This window comes from Chitinophaga cymbidii (genome assembly GCF_007992715.1).
GTDB classification, from domain to species: domain Bacteria; phylum Bacteroidota; class Bacteroidia; order Chitinophagales; family Chitinophagaceae; genus Chitinophaga; species Chitinophaga cymbidii.
Genome location: NZ_BKAU01000004.1, coordinates 399,598 through 423,826 on the forward strand (window position 1 = coordinate 399,598; position 24,229 = coordinate 423,826).

The 24,229-nt window shown below is 54.6% G+C and carries 13 protein-coding genes; 7 read left to right on the forward strand and 6 right to left on the reverse strand.

Translation table 11 applies throughout. From position 1 onward, the window contains the following. Both CCY01nite_RS17890 and CCY01nite_RS17895 read right to left on the reverse strand, forming a co-directional pair. Complete coding sequence (locus CCY01nite_RS17890; RefSeq protein WP_146864681.1) at positions 1-2,922, reverse strand: FAD-binding and (Fe-S)-binding domain-containing protein; 2,922 nt, start codon at positions 2,920-2,922, stop codon at positions 1-3. Positions 2,923-2,951: 29 nt separating this feature from the next. Next, positions 2,952-3,857 carry a DUF72 domain-containing protein gene (locus CCY01nite_RS17895; protein ID WP_146864683.1) on the reverse strand — a complete coding sequence of 302 codons (906 nt, stop codon included), beginning with the start codon at positions 3,855-3,857 and terminating at the stop codon, positions 2,952-2,954. A 339-nt stretch (positions 3,858-4,196) separates the two neighbouring features. Between CCY01nite_RS17895 and CCY01nite_RS17900 the strand changes: the two genes are divergently transcribed. Genes CCY01nite_RS17900 through CCY01nite_RS17910 form a run of 3 tightly spaced genes read left to right on the forward strand, consistent with a single transcriptional unit; the run spans position 4,197 to position 8,414 of the window. Further along, the gene (locus tag CCY01nite_RS17900) at positions 4,197-5,612 is read left to right on the forward strand and encodes a glycogen synthase (RefSeq protein WP_146864685.1); all 1,416 of its coding nucleotides are present in this window, start codon (positions 4,197-4,199) and stop codon (positions 5,610-5,612) included. A 10-nt stretch (positions 5,613-5,622) separates the two neighbouring features. Then, positions 5,623-6,900 carry a glucose-1-phosphate adenylyltransferase gene (locus tag CCY01nite_RS17905; protein ID WP_146864687.1) on the forward strand — a complete coding sequence of 426 codons (1,278 nt, stop codon included), beginning with the start codon at positions 5,623-5,625 and terminating at the stop codon, positions 6,898-6,900. 50 nt (positions 6,901-6,950) lie between these two features. Beyond that, positions 6,951-8,414: a glycoside hydrolase family 130 protein gene (locus tag CCY01nite_RS17910; protein WP_146864689.1), complete on the forward strand. Its 1,464-nt coding sequence runs from the start codon at positions 6,951-6,953 to the stop codon at positions 8,412-8,414. Here CCY01nite_RS17910 and CCY01nite_RS17915 read toward each other — a convergent pair. After that, positions 8,401-9,414: a glycosyltransferase family 4 protein gene (locus CCY01nite_RS17915; RefSeq protein WP_146864691.1), complete on the reverse strand. Its 1,014-nt coding sequence runs from the start codon at positions 9,412-9,414 to the stop codon at positions 8,401-8,403. The two genes, CCY01nite_RS17910 and CCY01nite_RS17915, sit on opposite strands and share 14 nt — an antisense overlap. Before the next feature lie 5 nt (positions 9,415-9,419). Next, entirely contained in the window at positions 9,420-11,705 is a 2,286-nt protein-coding gene (locus tag CCY01nite_RS17920; protein WP_146864693.1) for a glycosyltransferase family 4 protein, read from the reverse strand. A 208-nt stretch (positions 11,706-11,913) separates the two neighbouring features. On the opposite strand from CCY01nite_RS17920, the gene bshC reads away from it, so the two are divergent. Continuing rightward, on the forward strand, positions 11,914-13,527 hold the full coding sequence (bshC, locus tag CCY01nite_RS17925; protein WP_186831128.1) for a bacillithiol biosynthesis cysteine-adding enzyme BshC: 1,614 nt from the start codon (positions 11,914-11,916) through the stop codon (positions 13,525-13,527). A 108-nt stretch (positions 13,528-13,635) separates the two neighbouring features. On the opposite strand, the gene CCY01nite_RS17930 is transcribed toward bshC, so the two are convergent. Continuing rightward, entirely contained in the window at positions 13,636-15,870 is a 2,235-nt protein-coding gene (locus CCY01nite_RS17930) for an FUSC family protein (RefSeq protein WP_146864697.1), read from the reverse strand. 323 nt (positions 15,871-16,193) lie between these two features. Here CCY01nite_RS17930 and smc point away from each other — a divergent pair, with 323 nt between their 5' ends. The 3 genes from smc (at position 16,194) to CCY01nite_RS17945 (ending at position 23,696) form a co-directional block, all read left to right on the forward strand. Then, positions 16,194-19,727, forward strand: coding sequence for a chromosome segregation protein SMC (gene smc / locus CCY01nite_RS17935; RefSeq protein ID WP_146864699.1), 3,534 nt, complete (start codon positions 16,194-16,196; stop codon positions 19,725-19,727). Positions 19,728-19,816: 89 nt separating this feature from the next. Beyond that, positions 19,817-21,280, forward strand: a complete 1,464-nt coding sequence (locus tag CCY01nite_RS17940; RefSeq protein WP_146864701.1) for an MFS transporter — start codon at positions 19,817-19,819, stop codon at positions 21,278-21,280. 232 nt (positions 21,281-21,512) lie between these two features. Further along, positions 21,513-23,696, forward strand: coding sequence for a DUF7133 domain-containing protein (locus tag CCY01nite_RS17945; protein WP_246129969.1), 2,184 nt, complete (start codon positions 21,513-21,515; stop codon positions 23,694-23,696). A gap of 2 nt (positions 23,697-23,698) precedes the next feature. Here the strand turns inward: CCY01nite_RS17945 and CCY01nite_RS17950 are convergent, their stop codons facing one another. Beyond that, entirely contained in the window at positions 23,699-24,220 is a 522-nt protein-coding gene (locus CCY01nite_RS17950) for a DUF192 domain-containing protein (RefSeq protein ID WP_146864705.1), read from the reverse strand. Between the last annotated feature and the right edge of the window lie 9 nt (positions 24,221-24,229).

Consider the following 24,229-nt stretch of genomic DNA (forward strand, 5'->3'; position numbering starts at 1 on the left):
TTAGGCCAATGCATCATACAATATCTCCACCGGGTGCATGGCATGCGCGCCGGTACCGTCTTTGATCTGGTGCCTGCAGCTGGTGCCGGGCGCCGCGATCAGCGTATCTCCGGCGGCATTGCGCACCGCCGGGAACAGCACCAGTTCGCCGATCTTCATCGATACGTCATAATGTTCCTTTTCATACCCGAAAGAACCCGCCATGCCGCAGCAGCCGGAAGGGATCACCTCCACGTTGTAGCCTTCAGGCAGGCTCAGTATCCTTTTGCTGTGCAGTACGCTGGACAGCGCTTTCTGCTGGCAATGCCCGTGCAGCTTGATCTGCCGGGGGGCTGCCTTGAACATGCCGCTGTGGATGTTGCCAAGGTCCGCTTCGGTGGACAGGAACTCGTCTATCATATATACATGCTTCGCCAGTTGCTTTGCCGCGTCCCGCAGCGGCTCGCCCACCAGGTCCGGGTACTCGTCCCGGAAACCGAGGATCGCGGAAGGCTCTATGCCCACCAGCGGCGTATTGTCGGAAATGATCTCACTGAACAGGCGCACATTCTTCTCCGCGATCACCTTTGCCTTGCGCAGGAAGCCTTTGGACAGCAGGGCGCGGGCGCTTTCCGGATGTTCCACCGGTATCACCTCATATCCGAGCTTTCGCAGCAGCTGCACGGCTTTGATGCCCACATGCGTATCGTTGTAATTCGTGAACTCGTCGCAGAACAGGTACACTTTTCGTTGATGCGTGCCCGTTTGCGGATTTTCTTTCAGCCATTTGCGCAAGGTCTTCCGTTCCAGCGTGGGCATGGAGCGGTCAGGCGCAAAGCCGGAGAATTTCTTGATAAGCCGGGAGGGCGCGGGCTTTTTCACGAGCCAGTTGTAGATGCCGGGCGCTATTGCCGCGAGGCTGGTCAGCATCCTGAAGTTGCCGATCATCCAGGTGCGGAGGGATACACCGTTGGCATCATAATAATGCTGCAGAAATTCCATCTTCAGCTTGGCCACGTCCACATTGGAAGGGCATTCGGATTTACATCCCTTGCAGGCGAGGCAAAGGTCCAGCACATCATAGATCTCCTGGTGATCGAATTTGTTCGCCTTGGTGGAGTGGGTGAGAAACTCGCGCAGGATATTGGCCCTGGCGCGGGTGGTATCTTTTTCGTTGCGGGTGGCCATGTAGCTGGGGCACATGGTGCCGCCGCTGAGGTGCGTCTTGCGGCAGTCGCCGGAGCCGTTGCATTGCTCCGCATGCTGCAGGATGGTTTGCTGCGGGAAATGGAAAACGGTCTTCAGGTCCGGCGCTTTTTTGCCCGGCTCGTACCGCAGCATGCTGTTCATGGACGGCGTGTCCACGATCTTGTGCGGGTTGAAGATGTTCTCCGGGTCCCAGGTATATTTGACTTCCTTCAGCAGCGCGTAGTTCTTCGGGCCGATCATCTGCTGGATGAACTCGCCCCGCAGGCGGCCGTCGCCGTGCTCGCCGCTGAGGGAGCCGTTGTATTTTTTTACGAGGGTGGCTATTTCCTGCGCGATGATGCGGAACAGCTCGTTGCCTTCTTTTGTTTTCAGGTTGATGATGGGGCGGAGGTGTATTTCGCCGCTGCCCGCGTGGGCGTAGTGTACGGAAAACAGGTCGTATTTCTGCAGTATCCGGTTGAAGTCCGCAATATATGCCGGAAGGTCTTCCACGGCCACGGCGGTATCTTCGATCACGGGCACTGCCTTTTCATCGCCGGGGAGGTTGCTGAGCAGGCCGAGGCCCGCTTTGCGGAGGGTCCAGATCTTTTTGGTGTCGTCGCCGAACAGGAGCGGGAAGTGGTACCCCAGGCCCGCCGCCTGCAGCTCCGCCTGCAATTGCTCCGCCACCGCGGTGATCTCTTCCCGCGTATTCCGGCAGAACTCCACCACCAGGATGGCGCCGGGATCGCCCTGCACGAAGAAGCGGTTCTTGCGCTGTTCGATATTATCTTTTGTGCATTCCAGGATGAAATGGTCGATCAGCTCGCTGGCGCTTGGTTTGTAGCGCATGGCGATGATGTTGGCGCGCAGCGATTCGTCGATCGTATTGAAATGTATGCAAAGCAGTCCCGTTTCCTTTGGCGGAAGCGGGGATATGTTCAGCTTGATCTCGGTGAGGAAGGCGAGCGTGCCTTCAGACCCGGCGATCAGCTTGCAGAAATTGAAGTCTTCGCGGCCGTAGGTGAACGGTGCCGTTTCCAGCAGCAGGTCTATCGCGTAGCCGGTATTGCGGCGGAGGATCTCCGGCTTGGGGAATTGTTTGCGGATCTCCTGCTGGTTGTCCGCATTGCTGAGCAATGTGCGGATCTGTTGATAGACCGCTGTTTCCAGCCTGCCGTCGTTGGCTTCGCATTTGGCATGGAAGGCTTCGGGGCTGAGGGTTTCGAACACGGCTTCCGAGCCGTCGCTGAGCAGGGCTTTCACGGAAAGCAGGTGCTCGCGGGTGCTGCCGTACACCACGGAGTTGGAGCCGCAGGAGTTATTGCCGACCATTCCGCCGATCATGGCGCGGTTGGCGGTGGAGGTCTCCGGCCCGAAATAGAACCCGTATGGCTTCAGGAAAAGGTTCAGCTCGTCGCGGATCACGCCGGGCTGCACCCGTACCCATTTTTCTTCCGTATTGATCTCCAGTATGCGGGTGAAGGTCCGCGAAACGTCTACGATAATGCCGTTGCCCACCACCTGTCCGGCCAGCGAGGTGCCCGCCGTGCGGGGAATGAGCGAGGTCTTGTGCGCACGGGCAAAACGGATCAGTGTCTGAATATCTTCTTCATCCTCCGGGATGGCCACCGCCAGGGGCATCTCCCGGTAGGCGGATGCATCTGTGGCATAGAGGGTACGCATGGTATCATCGAAATACAACACGCCTTTAAGAGTCTGGCCGAGTTGCATCAGCATTTCACGCTTGATCATGCCGCGAAATTAATACTTAACCGGGATTGTTAAAAGAGGGTATTGCCGGAGGGCTGTCCGGGGAACGGCACTTTTATCCCGCAAACCGCTTCCAGCCTGTCTGCGAGGTAAGCGCTCAATTCGGGCTCGGTGGTTTCGTCCGGCATGTGCATGAAGAACCAGGCGGTTTCCAGCCCGTGGTCCATCCAGAATTTAACCCGGTTCAGCCAGTCGTCGATGCGGGTGTAGTCGGTGGGGTGGAGGTGGTTGCCGACGTAACGGATGAATGTCCGCGGCACCGGCAGGTGCATGTGCACAATGTCCCGCCGCCCGGCCGTGTCCGTGATCACAGCGCCCATGTTCAGGTTACGCAGGGTGGTGAACAGTTCCTGGCTGTGGTGGGGATCGCTGAACCAGTCGGGGTGCCGTACCTCCACAAAGAATTCCAGGTCTACCGGCAATGAGGCGAGGTAATTGAACAGGTTGCTTTTGCGGGAGGGGCCGTAGCTTTCGCTCAGCTGCAAAAAGATCGGGCCGAGATGCTCTTCAAATTCCACCACGCCTTCGAGGAACGCGGCCGTCAGGTCCATAGCGTTCACCAGGTTGCTGTAGTGGCTGATGGCCTGGGGGATCTTGGGGCAGAACAGGAAGTCCTGGCCCTTTACCTTTTCCTTCCATTTACGGATGGTATCCGGGCCGTAGATCCGGTAGTGGGTGGCATTCAGCTCGATGCTGTTGTAGACTTTGGCGTATTGGGTGAGGAAATCCTTTTCCTTCGTGCCTTTCGGGAAAACGCTGCCCACCCATTCCTTGCGGTTCCAGCTGGTGCAGCCGAGCCGGAAACCGGGCTGCTTCACAGGTTTGCCTTTTAATGCGCCTTTATTGAAAGCCGGCTCCGCGGGAAGCTTGAAGTCGATGTCGTTCAAAATGGATGGGTCTGTTCTTCCGAATTGCATGGTGAAAAGGTAATAAAAAAAGAAAAACCGGATTTTATGAAGATATGAACAAGCAGGTTTAATAGTATTTTATCTTATGGTACCGGAGGTGTACCGGGTAAGGCCGGGAAACGGCCATGGTCGCCGAAGGAACAGGCCGGGCAAGGTGGAGGTGAGGTGGACTTGAGGTGGACTTGATCTGCCGTTAAAAAAGTGAATATCCTATCAGGCCGGGGTCTTATACTGAAAAAACTTTGCAGCCCATCCGGTTCCGGCCACCATTCCATATTCCAACGTCATCCCACTTTTTTACTTTTTATTTTTAAGTTTTAGTCTTAATTTATAAGCAATTACATCAGCATGGAGATTTTACACGTGAGCGCGGAGTGTTACCCGGTGGCAAAAGTGGGCGGTCTGGGAGATGTGGTGGGTGCCTTGCCGAAATATCAGCAGTCAGCCGGCGCCATTGCCAAAGTGGTGATGCCGGCCTACAACACCGCTTTCAGGGAAAAGCATTCTTACGAGATCGTGCACCAGGGCGGTTTGTGGCTCGGGCACGACTGGTACCATTTTAATGTCTGGAAAGAAAGTACGAACGAGCTGGGTTTTGATCTTTACCAGGTGGATATCCCCGGTCTGCTGGACACGCCCGGCGTTTACGGCTATCCTAATGACACAGAGCGTTTCCTGGCCTTCCAGGTGGCGGTGCTGGACTGGCTGAATGAATGGCAGCACCAGCCGGACGTGATCCATTGCCATGACCATCATACCGGTATGATCCCATTCCTGCTGCGTTTCGGTTACAAATACAGCCGGCTGAAGCATATCGCCACCGTTATCACCATTCACAACGCGCAGTACCAGGGGCAATTTGGCTGGGACAAATTATACCTCATCCCGTCTTTCGACCTGTGGAAAAGCGGCATGCTGGACTGGAACGGCGCCATCAACCCGCTGGCGGCCGCCATCAAGTGCGCCTGGAAAGTGAACACTGTATCGCCCAATTATATGGAAGAGCTGTTCCGGTCCGCCAACGGGCTGGAAGGCTTGCTGAACGCGGAGCGCGGCAAAGCCACGGGCATCCTGAACGGCATCGACGATAAAGTGTGGGACCCGGCAACGGATGAAATGATCCCCGCGAAATACGGCCTGAAAGACGTTACCAAAGGAAAGAAAGCGAACAAAGAGCAGCTGTGCAAAACCTTTGAGCTGGACCCCTCGCTGCCGCTGTTCGTGTTCATCGGCCGGCTGGTGGGCGACAAGGGAGCGGACCTTCTGCCGGAGATCATCGGCAGATCGCTGTACGAGCATCCCGGCGAGCTGAATTTCCTCATTCTGGGTAGCGGTGACGCACATACGGAGTGGCGGTTGCAGCAGGCCCGTCAATATGCAGGAGAACACTTTAACGTCTTTATCGGTTATAATGAAGCGCTTTCGCATCAGATGTATGCCGGTGCGGACTTTCTGCTGATGCCTTCCAGGGTGGAGCCCTGCGGCCTCAATCAGCTGTATGCCCTGCGTTACGGCACCGTTCCGCTGGTGCGCGTTACCGGCGGGCTGAAAGACACGGTGACCGATTTCGGCGACCCCGGCGGCTTCGGCATCCGCTTTTTACATGCTTCCACCGGCGATGTGTGCCACGCCATCGGCCGGGCACTGGAATTGTACAGGAGCAAAGTAAAATTTTCGAACATCAGAAAAACAATCATGCAGCTGGATCATTCCTGGGATAAAGCAGCGCAATCTTACATAGATCTTTATACCAGCCTAAAGTAAATCTTACGTTATGTCTAACGCAGTAATCTCAATCATCCTTGGAGGGGGCGCCGGCACCCGGCTTTACCCGCTGACGCGGAGCCGTTCAAAGCCCGCAGTGCCTGTAGCCGGAAAATACCGCCTGGTGGACATTCCCATTTCCAACTGCCTGAACGCGGACCTGCACCGCATCTTTGTGCTGACGCAATTCAATTCCGCATCGCTGAACAAGCATATCAAGAACACCTATCATTTTTCCCATTTCAGCAAAGCGTTCGTAGACATCCTCGCCGCCGAACAGACGCCGGACAATCCCACCTGGTTCCAGGGAACGGCGGACGCGGTGCGCCAGACCCTGCGCCACCTCGAGAACTTCGAATTTGAATATGCGCTCATCCTTTCCGGCGACCAGCTTTACCAGATGGATTTCCGGGAAATGATACAGCACCACATAGAAAAGGAGGCGGACATTTCCATCGCCACCATTCCCGTACATGCGAAAGAAGCTACCGAGTTCGGCATCCTGAAAACGAATGAAGACAGCTTCATATCCGCCTTTATCGAAAAGCCGAAGAAAGAGCTGCTGCCGGACTGGAAGTCTGAGGTAAGCCCCGAAATGCACCGCGAAGGCCGGGAATACCTCGCGTCCATGGGTATTTACATCTTTAACAAACAATTGCTGTTCGACCTGTTGAGCAACCAGCCGGAAGCAACGGATTTCGGGAAAGAGATCATCCCCAATTCCATCGACGCGCACAAAGTGCTCAGCTTCCAGTACGAGGGCTACTGGACGGACATCGGTAATATTTCCTCTTTCTTTGAAGCCAACCTGGGCCTGACGGACGATATTCCCCAGTTCAACCTGTTCGACGACAGCAAGACCATCTTCTCCCGCGCCCGCATGCTGCCGCCGGCGAAGATATCCGGCACCACGCTGGAAAAGACCGTGATCGCAGACGGCTGCATCATCAACGCCAGCCGGCTGGAAAGGTGCGTGGTGGGCATCCGTACCCGCATCGGGAAAGGCACCACCATCAGCAACAGCTACCTGATGGGGAACGACATCTACCAGACGCTGGACGAGATCAGCAACGCCCGCACCAAAGGCCGGCCGCCGATCGGCATCGGCGACCGCTGTTATATCAACAATGCGATCATCGACAAGAACGCCTGCATCGGCAATGACGTGCGCATCAACGGCGGCAAGCACATGGAAGACGGCGATTTTGAAAAATACACGATAAAAGATGGCATTGTAGTTGTGAAGAAAGGAGCAGTACTGCCGGACGGATTCCAGTGCCTCGCATAAGCGGGCCCGTTCGGTATTTTTCATCATACTGAATGCTTAAATGACCGGATATGAGATTGTCCATTGAACGACAGGCGATCAAAGTTGCACCTGATCTGAAAAGGGTGGTAGCGCGTTTTTTCTTTAACGGCGATGCGCGCGCAAAGGGGATCATCCTTAAAGTGCTGGAAATGACGGATGCGGAAGTGGATATAACGATCACGCCTATACTCCGTGATTTTTCCAAGCGGCACCGCAACATCACCAGGATATTTGAACGGCATGCGGAAAAGCTGAAAAACCTGTTCATCGCGCTGAAGATCGATTATGCCGCTATCGACATGAAACGGCGGCTGCTCATCGGCTCATTTTTTACGAATGAATTTTCCATAGAATCGGCTGCCTTCTTCAACCCTTCCATCGTGGAGGATGTGGACCAGAGCGGGCTGGAAGAAGGGGAAAAACGCATCGTGCTCAGCTTCCGCGCGGTCGGTGAGGGCCATATTTCCTCCATCGTGTTCCGCCGCGGCCTGATTGACAAGTATAACGATATCTCTATCGTTCCGGCGGGGAATTATGTGGATGAGCCGGACATTATCCGCGATGCGGAATATCACAAGAATGTTTTCTTCCAGAACGCTTCGTCCATCAAGCTGCCGGATTCCGTGATCCGCGAAGTGAGCAACAGTCTTCCTGATACGTTTGAATACGTGGGGCTGAAGCGGGTGATCCGGGAGATGCAGCAGCGTTACCAGGTAGACCATCTGCTGAAGCGCAATCTTGAACGCCTGCTCTGGCTGGCGGATTCGTATTACGAGATCAATTTTTCGCTGGACACGGATATCTCGGACCGGGTGATCTTCCCGTATTCCGACGCGGAAAGCCGCGGCATTGAAGACGCCCGCTTCGTGAAGTACACCGGCGATACCAGCGGGGTCACCTATTACGCCACCTACACGGCATTCGACGGCGTGACCATTCAGCCGAAGCTGCTGCAGACGCGCGACTTCTACAACTTCAAGATCATGCCCCTGTACGGTGAGGGCGCGCAGAACAAGAACCTCGCGCTCTTTCCCCGCAAGATCAACGGCAAATACGCCATGATGTCCCGCATAGACGGCATCAATAACTACATCATGTATTCGGACAAGATCAACATCTGGGAAAACCCCGAGATCCTGCAAACCCCCAAATATCCCTGGGAATTCGTGCAGATCGGGAACTGCGGCTCACCGATAGAAACGCCCGAAGGCTGGCTGGTGATCACTCATGGTGTGGGACCAATGCGTACTTACTGCCTCGGGGTCACGCTGCTGGACCTGGAAGATCCCACCAAGGAGATCGGCCGGCTGAAGGAGCCTTTGCTGGTGCCCAACAAGGATGAGCGGGAGGGGTATGTGCCGAATGTGCTGTATTCCTGCGGCGCGTTAATCCATAACGATGAGCTGGTGATCCCCTACGGCCTGTCCGACTACGCTTCCACCTTCGCCACCGTGAACCTGCAAAAGCTGCTGGAAAGGATCAAAGCCGGCTAAGCACTTTCTCGTAGACCTTCACGTAATCGCTGACCATTTTTTGCATGCTGAATTGGGACAAGGCCCATTCGCGGCAGGTTTTCCGGTTGATGTCCTTCAGCTGGTCTACCCGCTCCACGGCGTCTTTCAGGCTGCTGGCCAAGAATCCCGTTTCCCCGTCTTTCACCAGCTCGGGCATGGAGCCCCTGCGGTAGGCGATCACCGGCGTGCCGCACATCATGGCTTCCGCCACGCTCAGGCCGAACGGCTCTTCAAAGTGGATGGGGTGCAGCAGGGCCAGCGCCTTGCCCAGTAGGGCATTGCGCTCTGCGGGCCCGGCGGGGCCGATGTACTGTATCTGCTCGCCGTCGATAGAGGGCTGTACTTTCTCATGATAATATGCCTCGTCCTGTATGATCCCCGCCATGATCAGCCTTTTTTTATTCGCCTTCGCGATCTCGATGGCGTCGCAGGGCCCTTTGTCCGGGTGCATGCGGCCGAAGAACAGCAGATAGTCGTCCGGTGATTCACAAAAATCGAAGCCTGCCGGGTCGATGCCGTTGTAAACGGTAGCGGCATATTGCAGGCGCGGGCTTCTGTCCGAGTTACTGATCGACACATAATGCCCGATATCGTTGTAGCGCTCGTACACCGGGATGATCTTCTGCGAGGAGAAGCCATGGATGGTGGTTACTATGGGTGTGCGGACCAGCCGGGAATACGTCAGCGGCAGGAAATCGAAATGATTGTGGATGATATCATAGTCGTCCGCCTGCTCCATGAGGTAACTGATATGCATACACTCCATCACCTTTGCGTCCTGCGTTCTGTCTTCTTCGTACCCTTCGGCGTACAGCGATTTCAGGACGCCGTGCGTATGCGAGCCGGAAGTGGCGAAGAGCGTCACTTCACAGCCATGGCTTTCCAGGCCCTCCGCTACGTTGGAGGCCATTTGCTCCCAGGGGCCATAGTGCAGCGGAGGTGTCCGCCACGCTACGGGGGAGAGTATTGCTATTCGCATGTGGATCAGATGATTTTACTTACCATGCCGGCGGTGATGATCGTTGTTTTTTGCACCGGTTTTTCCTGCCGGGGTATGGCCATTTCGCTGCTTTTGAGCACGGCGAGATGGGAGATAAAGTAAGCCAGCGTGCTTTCCGCGCCCTGGTTGCGGTTCAGCCCATCTCTTTCCAGTCCGTCGCAGCAGCCGTGCGTTTCCGCGTCGTACAGGGAGATGCGGAGGGTGTTCTCACCGAGGAACCATTTATAGCAGGTGAACATTTTTTGCAGATAGAGGCGGTTGCCGGTCACGGCATGCGCCTGCTGGTACAGCAGCACCATGGCCATGGTTTCGATGGCCTGCTGGTCGAACACCGGGCATTCGCCGCCTTCGGTGTACCAGCCTTCATTGCCCACGGGCGTAAAGTATCCCTGCTTCATGGTCACGCTTTCCAGGAAGGCCAGGCTTTCCAGCCCGATCTCTTTCCATGCGGCATTGCCGGTTACTTCCGCCGCATGCAGCAGGGCCAGGGGCAGAATACCGTTGTCATACGTCATGGTTTTTTCGAACCATTTCCATTGTGGTGTACGGTTGGTTTCCCATGCGTCCAGTATCGGTTTTACGAGGATGTTCAGCGCGGCGAACTTGCCTTCGTCTGACGGGCGGTAGTTGAGGTAATGGCATACGCCGATGATGGCGTTGGCGCGGCCGCGGAGGTATTCCAGCGAATCGAAGTGCTGGAAGGAGCGGTGGAACAATTCGGACGCGAACTCGCGGTAGGAGTTGTTGGGAGCGAAGCGGATGAGGTAACCCAGCGCCCACACGGTGCGGCCGAAGGAATCTTCCGATCCCACTTCATCGAGGTACTGGCGGCTGAAGCTGAGGAAGTTCCGGAAGTTGCCGTCCGGCGTTTGCATGTAGTGAATAAAGCTCAGGTAGATGGGCAGCATGTCCTGCGCCTCCTTGCTCTTGCACATTTGCTGCGTCATCAGCACCATCATCAGCGCGCGTGAATTATCATCGAGGCAATACCCTTCCTTCAGGTTGGGAATGCCGTATTTAGCATGTTGCACGATGCCGGTGTCATCCGTCAGTCTTCGTACATGCGCCAGGTTGAGCGGCGGCATTTGGGAAGCGTCCGGCATCAGGCGGGTATTGTTCACCGCGGAACGTGGCGTGCTGTGTATCCGGTGCATCAGGTTCCGGTACCTGGCGCCGATGCGGCTCCACTGCAATTCCGAGCCATAACCGGCGGCCCGGCTGCGCAGCTCTTCCAGCGCCATTTCATCGTCCAGCAACGTGGTGATGATGTCGCACAGCTCATGGTGCTGCGAGAAGCCGAACAGTTTTCCCCTTCCTTCGTCCAGCAGCTCGCTGGCGTACCAGTAGGGCGTGGAAAGCACGGCGGCGCCGGCTCCCAGGGCATAGGTGAGCGTGCCGCTGGTGATCTGCGCTTCATTGAGGTACGGCGTGATATAGATGGCGCTGTGGCGCAGGTAAGCGAACAGGTCGTCTTCTGACAGGAACTTGTCTACGAATATCACATGATCTTCCAGTCCCAGTTCCGTGATGAGGCCGCGCAGGCTTTCGCGGTATTCCTCGCCGGAGTGGCGCAATACCGCGGGATGTGTTTTCCCCGCCACCACGTAGACCGTATCCGGGTGTTTGGCGATAACGCCGGGCAATGCCTTGATCACCGTTTCGATGCCTTTGTTGCGGCTCAGCAGTCCGAAGGTGAAGAGCACTTTGCGGTGATGCATGCTTTCAGGCAGTTGCACGCCATCGGTCCGGAGATGATCGAAGTCCGGCACGCCATGCGGAATGAGCATCAGCTTGTCTTCATTCACTTCATACAAGCTGGTGAGAAAGTTGATGGCCAGCTTGCTCATCACGATCACTTTCTGCGCATGTTTGGCGATCTCGCGCACCACGAGTTGTTGTGTGAACGAAGGCTCCCGCAGCACGGTATGAAATGTAACGACATAAGGCACTTTCAGCCGGTGGAGAAAAGGAAGGATGTATATGCCGCTCTCGCCGCCGAAAATACCGAATTCATGCTGCAAAACAACGATGTCCACACCGCTTGTATTCACATGGTCCGCCGCCGCAATGTAATCCTGCATGTGCTGCTGGCGGACGGTAAACGTGACTTCCGGCGGATATTCATACGTCTGGCCTTCATCGTTCATGGCTATCACTGATACTTCCGGAACATTCGCACGATCCGCGGACACGGCGCGGATCAGGTTTTCGGTAAATGTTGCAATCCCACACTCCCGGGGAAAATACGAGGCTATATACGCAATCTTCATATCTGATAAAATTTTTAGAATCATTCACAGGACAATTAATATTTGCAAATTAGTTGCCAGAAAAAATCGTTCAGAATTGGCACGCCCGTCATTTTGGCGGGCATAAAATGATAAATGGTAACATCAGGAAAAATGAAATATGTAATTTCAAACTTCAAATTTGGTAACAAGCATTTGCCTTATCTTCGTGCATTCAAATTTCGAGGAAGTGATCAATCATATACAGCCGGTTTTTAGTCATCATTATTTACCATTTGCCGATACAGGTTATTGTAGTCCTATCATAGCAGATTTTCTGGCGGCCCGCCCGCCGCTGCGGCCGTTTTACGCATATACGCCGGTTGATCCCGATTTCGGGAGGGCCATTGCGGAAAAATCAGCGCAGCCATTGCGCCGGGATTTGCTGGCGGAGGCGCTGTATCAACAATACGGTAAAATCGAAATGAAGGAAGAGGTGCGGGCAAATATCGGCCTGTTACAGGCTTCGAACACTTTTACCGTGTGTACGGCCCATCAGCCGAACATTTTTACGGGGTATCTCTATTTCGTCTACAAGATACTACAAACAATCGGTCTTTCCCGCGAACTGCAAATGAAGCATCCCGGCCACCACTTTGTGCCGGTGTATTATATGGGCAGTGAGGACGCGGACCTGGACGAACTGGGCTCCATCAACCTGAACGGTAAAAAACTGACCTGGAATACCGCGCAGACCGGCGCTGTAGGCAGGATGGACACGAAGGGACTGGAAGCGCTCATCGATCAGGTGGCGGACAGCATCGGTTATGCCCCTTTTGCTGGCGAATTACTGGAAATGCTGCGGAAAGCCTATCTCGGACATTCCAACGTTCAGGAGGCGACCCTGAGCCTTGTAAATGACCTTTTCGGGCAATACGGGCTGGTGGTGCTGATCCCGGACAGCCCGCTCTTCAAGCAACAGCTGATACCGGTGATGGAAGAGGAATTGTGGCAGCAAAGTTCCGCGGGAATTGTGGGAAGAACGATCGGCAAACTGGCAGAAAATTATAAGGTACAGGCCAATCCGCGTGAAATAAATCTTTTTTATCTCAAAGACGATCAGCGCGAACGCATTGTAAGGGATGGGGAATTGTGGAAAATCCTGCACACATCGTTGTCGTTCAATGGGGAACAGCTGAAAAAGGAATTGTACGAACATCCGGAACGCTTCAGTCCCAATGTGATCCTCCGCGGCATTCTCCAGGAAACCATTCTTCCCAACGTGGCGTTCATCGGCGGGGGCGGGGAAGTGGCGTACTGGCTGGAATTGAAAGACCTTTTCCATCATCATAAAGTGCCGTATCCGGTGATACTGTTGCGTAATTCCTTCCTCTGGATAAAGCAGGAGCAGCAGCAGCGCCTGGCGAAGCTGGGCATTGGCGTGGAAGCGCTTTTTGAAGATACGGAGCTGCTGGTGAACCGCTTTGTTTTTGAACGCACGAATGCCGCACTGGTGCTGCGCGATGAATATGCGGCCGTTGAAAAGCTGTTTAATGAGCTGGAAGAAAAAGCCCGCTCGATAGATATTACACTGGTGGCTTCCGTCAATGCCGAGCGCAGCCGCGCCGTGAAATCCATCGGCAAGCTGGAGCACAAGTTCCTGCGCGCGGAAAAAAGAAAATTCGCCTGGCAGACGGACCAGATCAGGGCTTTGAAGGAGCAGTTGTTCCCCGCGGGTTCGCTGCAGGAAAGGAAAGAGAACTTCATGCCTTACTACGCGGAATACGGGCCTGCTTATTTCGAACATCTGCTGAAGGCGCTGCGGCCGGTCACTGATCAGTTCTGTGTGATCAGGGAATGCTGATCATCCCTCCGCTATTATCGCGCCGCGTACCGATCGGTTCTGCATGATCAGAAATGCTGATCACCGCGGCCGGTTACCAATCAGTTCTGCTTGATCAGGGAATGCTGATCATCCCTCTGCTATCACCGCCCCGTGCACTGCGGCCTTCTTCATATCTTTCAATACGGAATACAACGCATTGAACTGATCCCGCACATGTTTAATTTCCAGCATTTCTTCCCGCTCCTGCGTATTGCCTTTCCCTTCGTTGATCTGCTGCTGGCGCACCTGTAACAGATGTTCCAGATGATCTTCCAGTTGCTGGAAAGCAGGTGTGGGTGGCAGGTCGGGAAAGATCACGCCTTCGCTGACGTATTGCCCGATCTGGTCCATGATGGTGAGCAGGAACAGCAGGATGTCCTTATACTCCTGGCGCTTGTACTGCAGCCGGTGCTGCCATGCGAAGGCGGACAGCTGCGCGATGTGGGAAGACAGCGTATGGCTCAGCACCACAAAGTGATATAGTTCCGAACCGTGTTTCCGCTTGCTTTTGGGTTCCGACAGCATCCGCTGGAACGCGGCCGTGAGGTTCGCGGTGTTCACATGCACTTCCTTGCGCGCCAGCTTGTAGGAGATCAGGCTGAAAGGCTTGTCCGTATACAGGTTGATCACCTGCGTGAGGTATTGTTTGTTGGAGGCGATCGTTTTGATCATGTAATCCGGCAGGAAGCGGTATTCCCAGCTCGGCCAGAAGAAATAGTTGAAAGAAAATGCGATGCCGCCGCCGATGACCGTATCAATGACGCGGTGGGTAAGGTTCTGGAAATCCGCCGGCTGCAGGAAATGCAGCAGCAGCACAATGAACGGCGTCATGAATACCACACTCACCACATAATTGTAAGTGGTAAAACTGTAGGCCCCGAGAATACATACCAGCATAATGGAAAAGATGATCGTATCATCTTTTGTGAGCCATAGAATGCCCGCTGCAAAGAAAGCGCCGATCAGCGTACCGATCACGCGCTGGAAGCTGCGTGTTTTGGTAAGACTGAAGCCGGGCTTCATGATCACCATGATGGTGAGCAATATCCAGTAGGTTTTGCTGATGCCCAGGGCTTGCCCGAGCAGGAACCCCGTTACCATGGCCAGCCCGGTGCGCACTGCGTGGCGGAAGATGTGGGAGTTGAAAGTAAGGTTATTGCGGAAGGTCGCCAGGTCGTACTGATGACGGGTGGTAAATTTGGACAGCTCCAGCTGATGATCGAAGGTGGCTTCCCTGGCTCTTTCCAGCCGTGTGAGGCGGTGAAGGTTGTAGATGCGCTGCGCGATGTGCTGCATGTTGTCGATCACCGCTTCAAAGGGCAGGAGGGCGGCCCTTTCCTTCAGCGTTGGCAGCTCGGCCTGGTAAGCTTTGAATTCGCGGCGGGCTTTTTCCAGCTCGAGCTTCAGGTTGACCCTGAGCATGGAACGTTGTCCCGCTGTTACGGCAATGCCTATCTGGTCCAGCTCGTACGCGAACTGCACGATGCTGTGGTGGAGCTGCTCCACTACTTTTGACTGCCCGAACTGTTTTTGCAGGGAAGTATAATCGATCTGGGAGGCCATGATCTGTTCATACATGTCTACCAGGTCAAGAAATATCAGCACCATGCTTTTGCTGATGCTGGTGGTGCCCTGTTGCGCGGAGCGCATCTTCAGCAGCAATTCCCGTACGGCTTCCTGTTTTTCATTGACCACCACCTGCTGCGCGAACACATCGCGGTAAGTATCGGTGATGTCTTTGGCCGGCTGGTAAAAGTCCGCCCGCAAACGGAGGTACCGGGCGGTGGATTGAATGCAGTCCCCGAGGGTTTGCTGCACGGTCAGGTACGGCCTTACCTGCCAGAGCAGGAGCGCCAGCAGCGAATACCAGATGCTGCCGCTCAGCGTGAGCACGGCCATTTGCACGGCTCCGGCCGGCGTGAAATTCTCTGCCAGTACGCTCACCATCACCAGCAAGCCCCCGACGCCGATGTTCCCGCCACGGTTGCCGTAAATCAGCAGCATACTGTAAAACACGCTGCAGAGGCCGATCCAGATCGTCAGCAAGGGAATGTAAGGCTGCAGCAGGCCCGTGCCGAGCGCGGTGAGAAAGATCAGCACCGTGCTGATCAGCAGGCCGTTCCGCTTATGAATAATAGTGCCCGGAACATCAGCCAGCGCGGTGCACAGGGCGCCCATCGAAATGGAAATGCCCATGTCCAGCCGCCCGATACCGGAAAAAATGAGGGAGGGGACAACAACGCTCAGGGTAGTACGAAGTCCGTTGCTGAAATGGTAACTGAATATAAAGGCTTTCGCTTCTTTGAACCAACGATCTTGCATTAGCGGCAAAATTACAATATAAGCGTCATCTTTTTAATCTACTTTAATAATCAAGCGATTATCGAATTGAATATAACATATATTTCATTATCAATTATTTAAATAATTTCCATACGGCCGTCCGTGTAAAAATTATCCCCAAGTGTGTATAAATAAATAGTAAATATTATGTGTTCTCTTTTAATTTACCAATTGTTTCAGGATCACCTCAAAAGAGCATGTTGTGTTGCCATATCTGTCTGACCGCCCGACCGGAAAGCAACCCCATGATACTGAAATCAACTTATTCGATTATCTTTGGCGGCTCATAAAAAGGAGGTGTTGTGCGTTTAAAAACACTAGAGATCAAAGGGTTTAAAAGTTTCGCGGACAAAACCGTGCTGCACTTCGATGAAGGTGTGACCGGTGTGATCGGTCCCAATGGCTGCGGAAAGAGTAATATCATCGACTCTATCCGTTGGGTGATCGGCGAACATAAGATCAGCAACCTGCGTTCCGAAAACCAGGCCGGCCTTGTATTCAACGGCTCCCGTACCCGTTCCGCCAGTGGTATGGCGGAAGTAAGCCTCACGTTCGAGAATACCAAGAACGTGCTGCCCACGGAATTCACCACCGTGACCATTACCCGTAAATTTTACAAGAACGGCGACAGCGAATACCGGCTGAACGACGTGGCCTGCCGCCTGAAAGATATTCATAACCTCTTCCTCGATACCGGCGTCAGCACCGATTCCTACGCGATCATCGAGCTGGGGATGGTAGACGATATCATCAAGGACAAAGAGAACAGCCGCCGCCGCATGCTGGAACAGGCTGCCGGTATTTCCATCTACAAGACCCGGAAAAAGGAAGCCAAATCCAAGCTGGACGCCACAGAAGGCGACCTGAACAGGATCGAGGACCTGCTGTTCGAGATCAACAACAACCTCAAGACGCTCGAAAGCCAGGCGAAGAAAGCCGAACGCTACTACGAGATCAAAAAGGAATATAAAGAAGCCAGTATTGAACTGGCGAAAGCCGCGCTGGAAGGGTTCAACATCACTTTCCGCGACCTTACCGAGCAACAGCAGCAGGAAACCGACCGCAAAATGGCCCTGGAAGCGGAGATATCCACAGACGAGGCCGCCGTGGAACAGGACAAACTGCACTTCGTAGCCAAGGAAAGGGAACTGCAGGTATTGCAGCGGTCTTTCAACGAATTGGTGTCCAGTATCCGCACAAAAGAGAACGACAAGAACCTCGCCACCCAGCAGCTGACTTACCTGAAGGAGCGCGAAAAAAACCTGACGGACTTCCTGAACAACGCGGAAGGCCAGTTGAACGGCCTCACCGAATCCATTGCCTTTACCGAAACGCAGGTAACGGAAGAACAGGAGGTGTTCGATTCCATGCAGGACGAACTGGAAGGGCTGCAGGAGATGGTGGATGAAAAGAAGCAGCACTTTTCCGAAAAGAAGCAGCAATTGGAGAAACTGCGACAGGACCAGCAGCAATGGCAGCGCCAGCAGTTTGAAGCGGAAAAGAAAGTAGCGGTGGCCGATACTTCCGTGCAGAACCTGCAACGCGGCATCCAGCAGCTGCAGGAAGAGAAGACGGCCCGTGAAACGCAGATACAGACGCTGGAAGAAGAAAAGGCCGGCCTGCAGGAAACGCTGGCCAACAGCAAGGACGAGCTGGAAGAAATGATCCGCTTCCAGGAAGAAACGAAAGACAAGATACTTACCACGCAAGGCGAAATAGAAGGGCTGCGTGACAGGCTGGTGGACGAAAACCGGAAGCTCGATTCGAAAAAGAACGAATACGACCTGCTGAAATCCCTGGTAGACAGTCTCGAAGGCTATCCCGAAAGCATCAAGTTCCTGAAGAAGAACAGCGACTGGAACAACAAGGCGCCCATCCTCAGCGATATCTTTTTCTGTAAGGAAGATTACCGCACCTGCATCGAAAACCTCCTCGAACCATACCTGAACTATTATGTGGTGAACAACGCCGAAGAAGCCATCCAGGCCATTCAGCTGCTCGACCTGCATAAAAAAGGGAAGGCCAACTTCTTCATCCTCGATCAGTTCAATCACCAGGCCGGCAGCCTGTTTGCGCCCCCGGGCACAACGCCCGCGCTGGACGTAGTGGAGATCGAAGAGAAATACAAAGGGCTCGGCAACTACCTGCTGGGTAAAGTATTCGTGGCGGAAACGGACCTCACCAGCGTCAGCTTCGCTGAACTGCCGGACCAGGACGTGCTTATTACCGAAAAGAGCGGCCGTGTGCACCGCGGCAAATACAGCATGAACGGCGGTTCCGTTGGCCTGTTCGAAGGAAAGAAACTGGGCCGCGCCAAGAACCTCGAAAAGCTGGATGCCGAGATCCGCGAGCTGGAAGGCATCTGCGGCAGCCTCAAAGCGCAGCTGCAGGCGAAACACGATGAAGTGCTGGGCTACAACAGCCAGCTCAACGAAAACAAGATCAACGCCGTGCGGGAAAAGGTGAACCAGCTGAATAACCAGCTGTTCGGCCTGCAAAACCGCATCGAGAATTTCCATCATCTTATCGAAACCGGCAACAAACGGCTGGCGGAAATGGAGCAGTCGCTCGCCGTTAACGAGCAAAGCATTTCCAGCGTACGCGATGAGCTGGAAACGCTGAACGACCAGGTGCACACGCTGCACGACAGCATTGTGGCGGCGGACCGCGCCTCGCAGGAAGCCGAGCAGCAGTTCAACCAGGCCAGCACGCAGTTCAACAACCAGAACCTGCAGCATACCCGCCAGCACAGCAAGGTGCAGGGGTTGAAGCAGGAGCTGGACTTCAAACGCAAGCAACTCAGTGACCTGCACCAGCAGATCACCAGCAATAAAACACAGCTCGAAGACACGGCAGGCAACATCGCCGCGGCGGAAGACCGCCTGCTGCACTCGGAAGACGGGCTGGTAGACCTGTTCCGCAAAAGGGAAGAAGAAGAGAAAGCGCTCAACGAAAAGGACCAGGAATACTACAACTTCCGCAACCAGCTGCAGGAGCTGGAAAGCGCGCTCCGCTCCAAGCAGAAAACGCGCGACATGCTGGAACAGAACCTGAACCAGATCAAGGACAAGGTGAACGAACTGAAGCTGCAGCTGGCCTCCATGAAAGAAAGGCTGAGCGTGGAGTTCAAGATCAACCTGGACGAGATACTGGACGAAGAACGCACCGGTACGCAAAGCGTGGAAGACCTGCAGTCCAACGCCGAACGCCTGAAGAAGAGGCTGGAAAACATGGGTGAGATCAACCCGACGGCCATCGAAGCCTACACCGAAATGAAGAAAAGGTACGAGTTCATCCTTGAGCAGAAGAACGACCTGGTGAACGCGAAAGAATCCCTGCTGGCTACCATCCAGGAAGTGGAATCCACCGCCAACCAGAAGTTCCTGGACACCTTCAACCAGGTAAAGGAAAACTTCATCCGTGTGTTCAAAGCGCTCTTCACGGAAGAAGACCAGTGCGATATGATCCTCAACGATCCCGCTAACCTGGCGGACACCGGCATAGAGATCATCGCCAAGCCGAAAGGCAAGCGGCCCGCGGCCATTACGCAGCTTTCCGGCGGGGAGAAAACCCTTACCGCCACCGCATTGCTGTTCGCCATCTACCTGATCAAACCGGCGCCTTTCTGTATCCTGGATGAGGTGGACGCTCCGCTGGATGACGCCAACGTGGGCAAATTCACCAACATGATCCGCAAGTTCTCCGACAACTCGCAGTTCATCATCGTTACGCACAACAAGCAGACGATGGCGGCTGTTGACGTGATCTACGGTGTAACGATGCAGGAGCCGGGTGTGAGCAAGCTCGTGCCGGTGGACTTCAGGAGCCTGAACTAAAAAACGTAGTTTAACATAAGGGAGCGCGCTGTTACGGCGCGCTTTTTCTTTGGTACAATCATTGTCCGAATCACCAAAACGCTGAAAAAATGGACTTGAAGCCAAGGCAAACGCTTACGGAACAGGACGTCAGGCATGGATTGAAAATGGTTATCAGGGATGGAGTGGCTTCAGAGGCCATGACCACGCTTACCGGCGGTGCGTTTATTATAGCAATGGCCATACTGCTGGGCGCAAGCAACTTACAGCTGGGCCTTATTGCGTCGCTGCCAACGCTGGTGAACCTGTTCCAGCTGATCTCCATCTGGCTGGTCAGGCGTTATAACAACCGCCGCGCCATTACCGTGATCTTTTCGTTCCTTGCGCGTTTCCCGCTGGTCATCATCGGCATATTACCCTTGTTCTTCCCGCAATTCACAACAATAGAGCTGATCATCCCCATCCTTTTCTTCTACTACTTTTCCGGCGCCATCGCCGGCGCCAGCTGGAATTCCTGGATGAAAGACCTGGTGCCGGAGCGGGAGCTGGGCGGCTATTTTGCAAAACGCAGCAGCTATATGCAAACGCTGAACGTGGTCCTGAGCCTGCTGCTGGCGCTTGGGCTGGATTTCCTGCGGGACCGCCGGCCGGAGCTGGAGATGGATGCTTACGGCTGGATGTTCATTGCCGCGGGCATCATCGGGTTGACAGGTTCCTACATCCTGTCCATGACGCCCGAGCCGCAGTCCTTCCTCACGAAAGAAAACATCTTCCGGATGCTGCGCCGCCCGCTGAAAGACAGCAACTTCAGGAAACTGCTGATCTTCAATTCCGCATGGATATTCGCCGTGAACATCGCCGCGCCGTTCTTCACCGTGTTCATGATGAAAAGCATGGGCCTCGGCCTGTCTTACATCATCGGGCTGACTATTTTGAGCCAGGTGTCCAGCATCCTCACGATCCGCCTCTGGGGCCTGTTTGCGGACCGTTACAGCAATAAAACGATCATTGCCATTGGTGCGCCGATCTATATATTGTGCCTCGTGGCCTGGTGTTTTGTGGGCATCTACTCGCAGCTGTGGCCGAACCTGGTGCTGCTGGCGCTGATCCACATCCTGATGGGATTTTCCAATGCCGGTATCAACCTGTCGCTGACCAATATCGGGCTGAAGCTGGCGCCGCAGGCGGATGCGATCATCTATCTCGCCGCAAAGAACGTGATCACCGCTATATTTTCCGCCCTCGCGCCATTGCTGGGCGGTTCCCTGGCGGATTATTTCACAGGCCGCCATCTGAAGATCGATGCGGAATGGGGTGGCCCCAACTGGACCAAATCCTTTCACCTGGTGGAGCTGCATGAATGGAACTTTTTGTTTGCCTTTGGAGCGATACTGGCGTTGATAGCGGTCAACCGGCTGGCCTTTGTAAAGGAAACAGGGGAGGTGGAAAAGGATGCGGTGGTGCGGATTATGCGAAGCACGCTGCGGCATAACCTCAAGGAGAATTTTATTGTGGGTAACCTGATGAACGGATATTCGCATTTGCGGAGCGCTTTCCGGAGGCGGTTCTTCTGATCTCCGCCAACCTTCCCATTCAACCGCTGATCAAAAATTTCCCCGCCATCCCGTCCGTAAATTTGAAATTACGCTCTCGCTATAGTATTTTGAAGCAAAATTCAATCGATTTCAATTTATGTTCCGCGGTACAAAAATGAAGCGTAAGACTCTTATTGGTGGCGTAATTGCCGGGTTTTTAACCATCTCCTGCAACAATGTTGAAAAAAACGCTGGATCAGACTCGCTGGCCATGCGGAAACTGTACGCGGAATCGCCGGTGCTCACAGCGGAGCAGTCCCTGGAATCACTGGAAGTGGAAGAAGGTTTTACCGTGCAGCTCGTAGCCGCGGAGCCGCAGGTGATCGTGCCGGTGGCCATGACCTTTGATGAAAGCGGCCGCCTCTGGGTGGCGGAAATGACGGGTTACATGCCGGATACCGTGGGCACCGGTGAAGATGCGCCCAACGGCAGGATCGTGATACTGGAAGATACGACCGGCGACGGCGCTATCGACAAACGCACGGTGTTCCTCGACTCCCTCATTCTTCCCCGCGCTCTTTGCTTTGTGGAGAACGGCTTGCTGGTAGCGGAGCCGCCGCGCCTCTGGTACGTGGAGGTCAACGGAGATAAGGCCGGCAAAAAAACGCTTGTAGACGCTGCCTACACAGAAGGCGGCAACGTGGAACACCAGCCCAACGGCCTCCTCCGGGCAATGGACAACTGGATATACAACGCGAAATCTTCCAAACGTTACCGCAAGATGGGTAACCGCTGGCTCAAAGAAGACACGCATTTCCGCGGCCAGTGGGGCATTTCGCAGGATAACTACGGCAGGCTTTTCTATAATAACAATTCGGAGAACGTACTGGGCGATTATTTCAGTCCCGGCCTCGGCTCCGCCAACCCCCACCAGCGCACGGTAGACGGCTTCAACCGCAACATTGTGCCGGATAACCGCGTGTATCCCATCCGCGCCACGCCGGGTGTGAACCGCGGATACATGAACGGCGTGCTGGACGACAGCCTGCGGCTCGTGAATTTCACCGCGGCCTGCGGCCCGCTGGTATACCGCGGCGGCCTTTACGGCGATGCTTTTGAGGGAAATATTTTCGTGGCGGAACCTTCCGCCAACCTGATCAAACGGAACATCGTGCGGGACAGCGGGTACTTTGCCAAAGGCAGGCAGGCGTACAAAGGCAGGGAGTTCCTGGCGAGCACGGACGAACGTTTCCGCCCGGTGAACCTGCATCTCGGTCCCGATGGCGCGATGTACGTGCTGGACATGTACCGTGGCATCATCCAGCATAAAACATATCTCACGCCTTATCTCAAAAACGAGATCGGGGTGCGCAACCTTTCGCAGCCATTGAATTGCGGCCGCATTTACCGTGTATTGCCGAAAGACAAAAAGAACCCCCAGCCTGTGCAGCTGACAGCCGATCCGGAAAAGCTGCTGGCGCAGCTGGATGACCGGAACGGGTGGGTGCGCGACAAAGCGCAGCAGATGCTGGTGGACGGGCATTACCGGCAGATCATACCCGCGCTCCGCGCCCGCCTGCAGCAAACGGACAGGCCGCTGGGCCTTCTGCATGCGATGTGGACGCTCGAAGGCTTGCAGGCGCTGGAAATGAAGGATATCGTGGCCTTGCTGCAGCAACCCGGTCAACAGATCCGGTCACAGGCCCTGGCGGCGCTGCCTTCCATTCTCAATGCCGCCAATAAAGCGCCGGTGTTGCCCTTGCTCGAAGCGCTGGCTACCGATCCGCAACAGGCTCCTGCAGTAGCTTACGTATTGCCCACACTGCAAAAAACAGACGCCGTTGCTGCCGCCCGCATCCTCAAAACCATCTGGCAAAAATTCCCGAACGACCGCTTTGTGGCCGACGCAGTGATCAGTAACGTAAAAGACAAAGAAGAAGAACTGTTCCGCGAGATCACTGCCTGGAGCGCAGATACCAATCTTGTCATCCGCCGTCATCTGAAAAAGGTGATCACCGATATTTCCAATCACCGCAAAGCGAAGCTGGACGAAGCTCTCGTGAAAGAATTCCCCCGCGGCAACCTCATCTTCAAAACCATCTGTCAAACCTGCCACGGCGCTGACGGCGACGGCATACAATCCCTCGCCCCGCCGCTCAACCACTCCGAGATCGTCACCGGCAGAAAAGAACGGCTGATCGCCATTGTGCTGTATGGCCTGACCGGCCCCGTGGAAGTGAACGGCAAAGTGTACAAGGCGCCCGAGATCAGCGGAGATATGCCTGGCATTATTCATAACGACGAGTTCTCCGACGGGGACATCGCGCAGCTGATGAGCTTCATCCGCAACGCATGGGGCAACAAGGCGGAGAAGGTAACGGAGAAGGATATACTAAAAGTGAAGCAGCAGTACAAAGGCAGGGAAAAGTCGTTTACGATGGAAGAGCTGCAATAACGCTACTGCTTCGTAAACGCGATCTTGTCGCCATACTTTATTTTATTCCGGTCGCTGAACCCGGCATTCACTTCCACCACGTACTGCGCCTTCTTAAAGGAAGGAAGGCTTTCTTCGGAAAGGGGCGTGGCATATTTCTGGATGGACACGATCTCCATCTTTTCATCCACGTACATAATATCCAGCGAAATGTAAGTATTCTTCATCCAGAAAGACTGTTCCTCCGGTTCGGAAAAGATGAACAGCATGCCTTGCGAATCGGCCATGGACTTGCGGTCCATCAATCCCCGCGCTCTTTCTTCATCTGTTTCTGCAATTTCAATATCGATGGTGCGGATGGTATCGCCTTTTTCCTTGCCGATGAAGGAGAGCACGCCTTCTTTTTTGAAGGCAGGCCCTTTGTCCGTTACTGTGGCGGCGGACTCTGAAGTAGCGGCGTTGCTGCCCTGCCGGGAGGACGGGTTGTTGTTGCAGGCGCCCATATACAGGCTGCTCATCACCACCAGTACGATCGAATATTTCATAATTGTCAT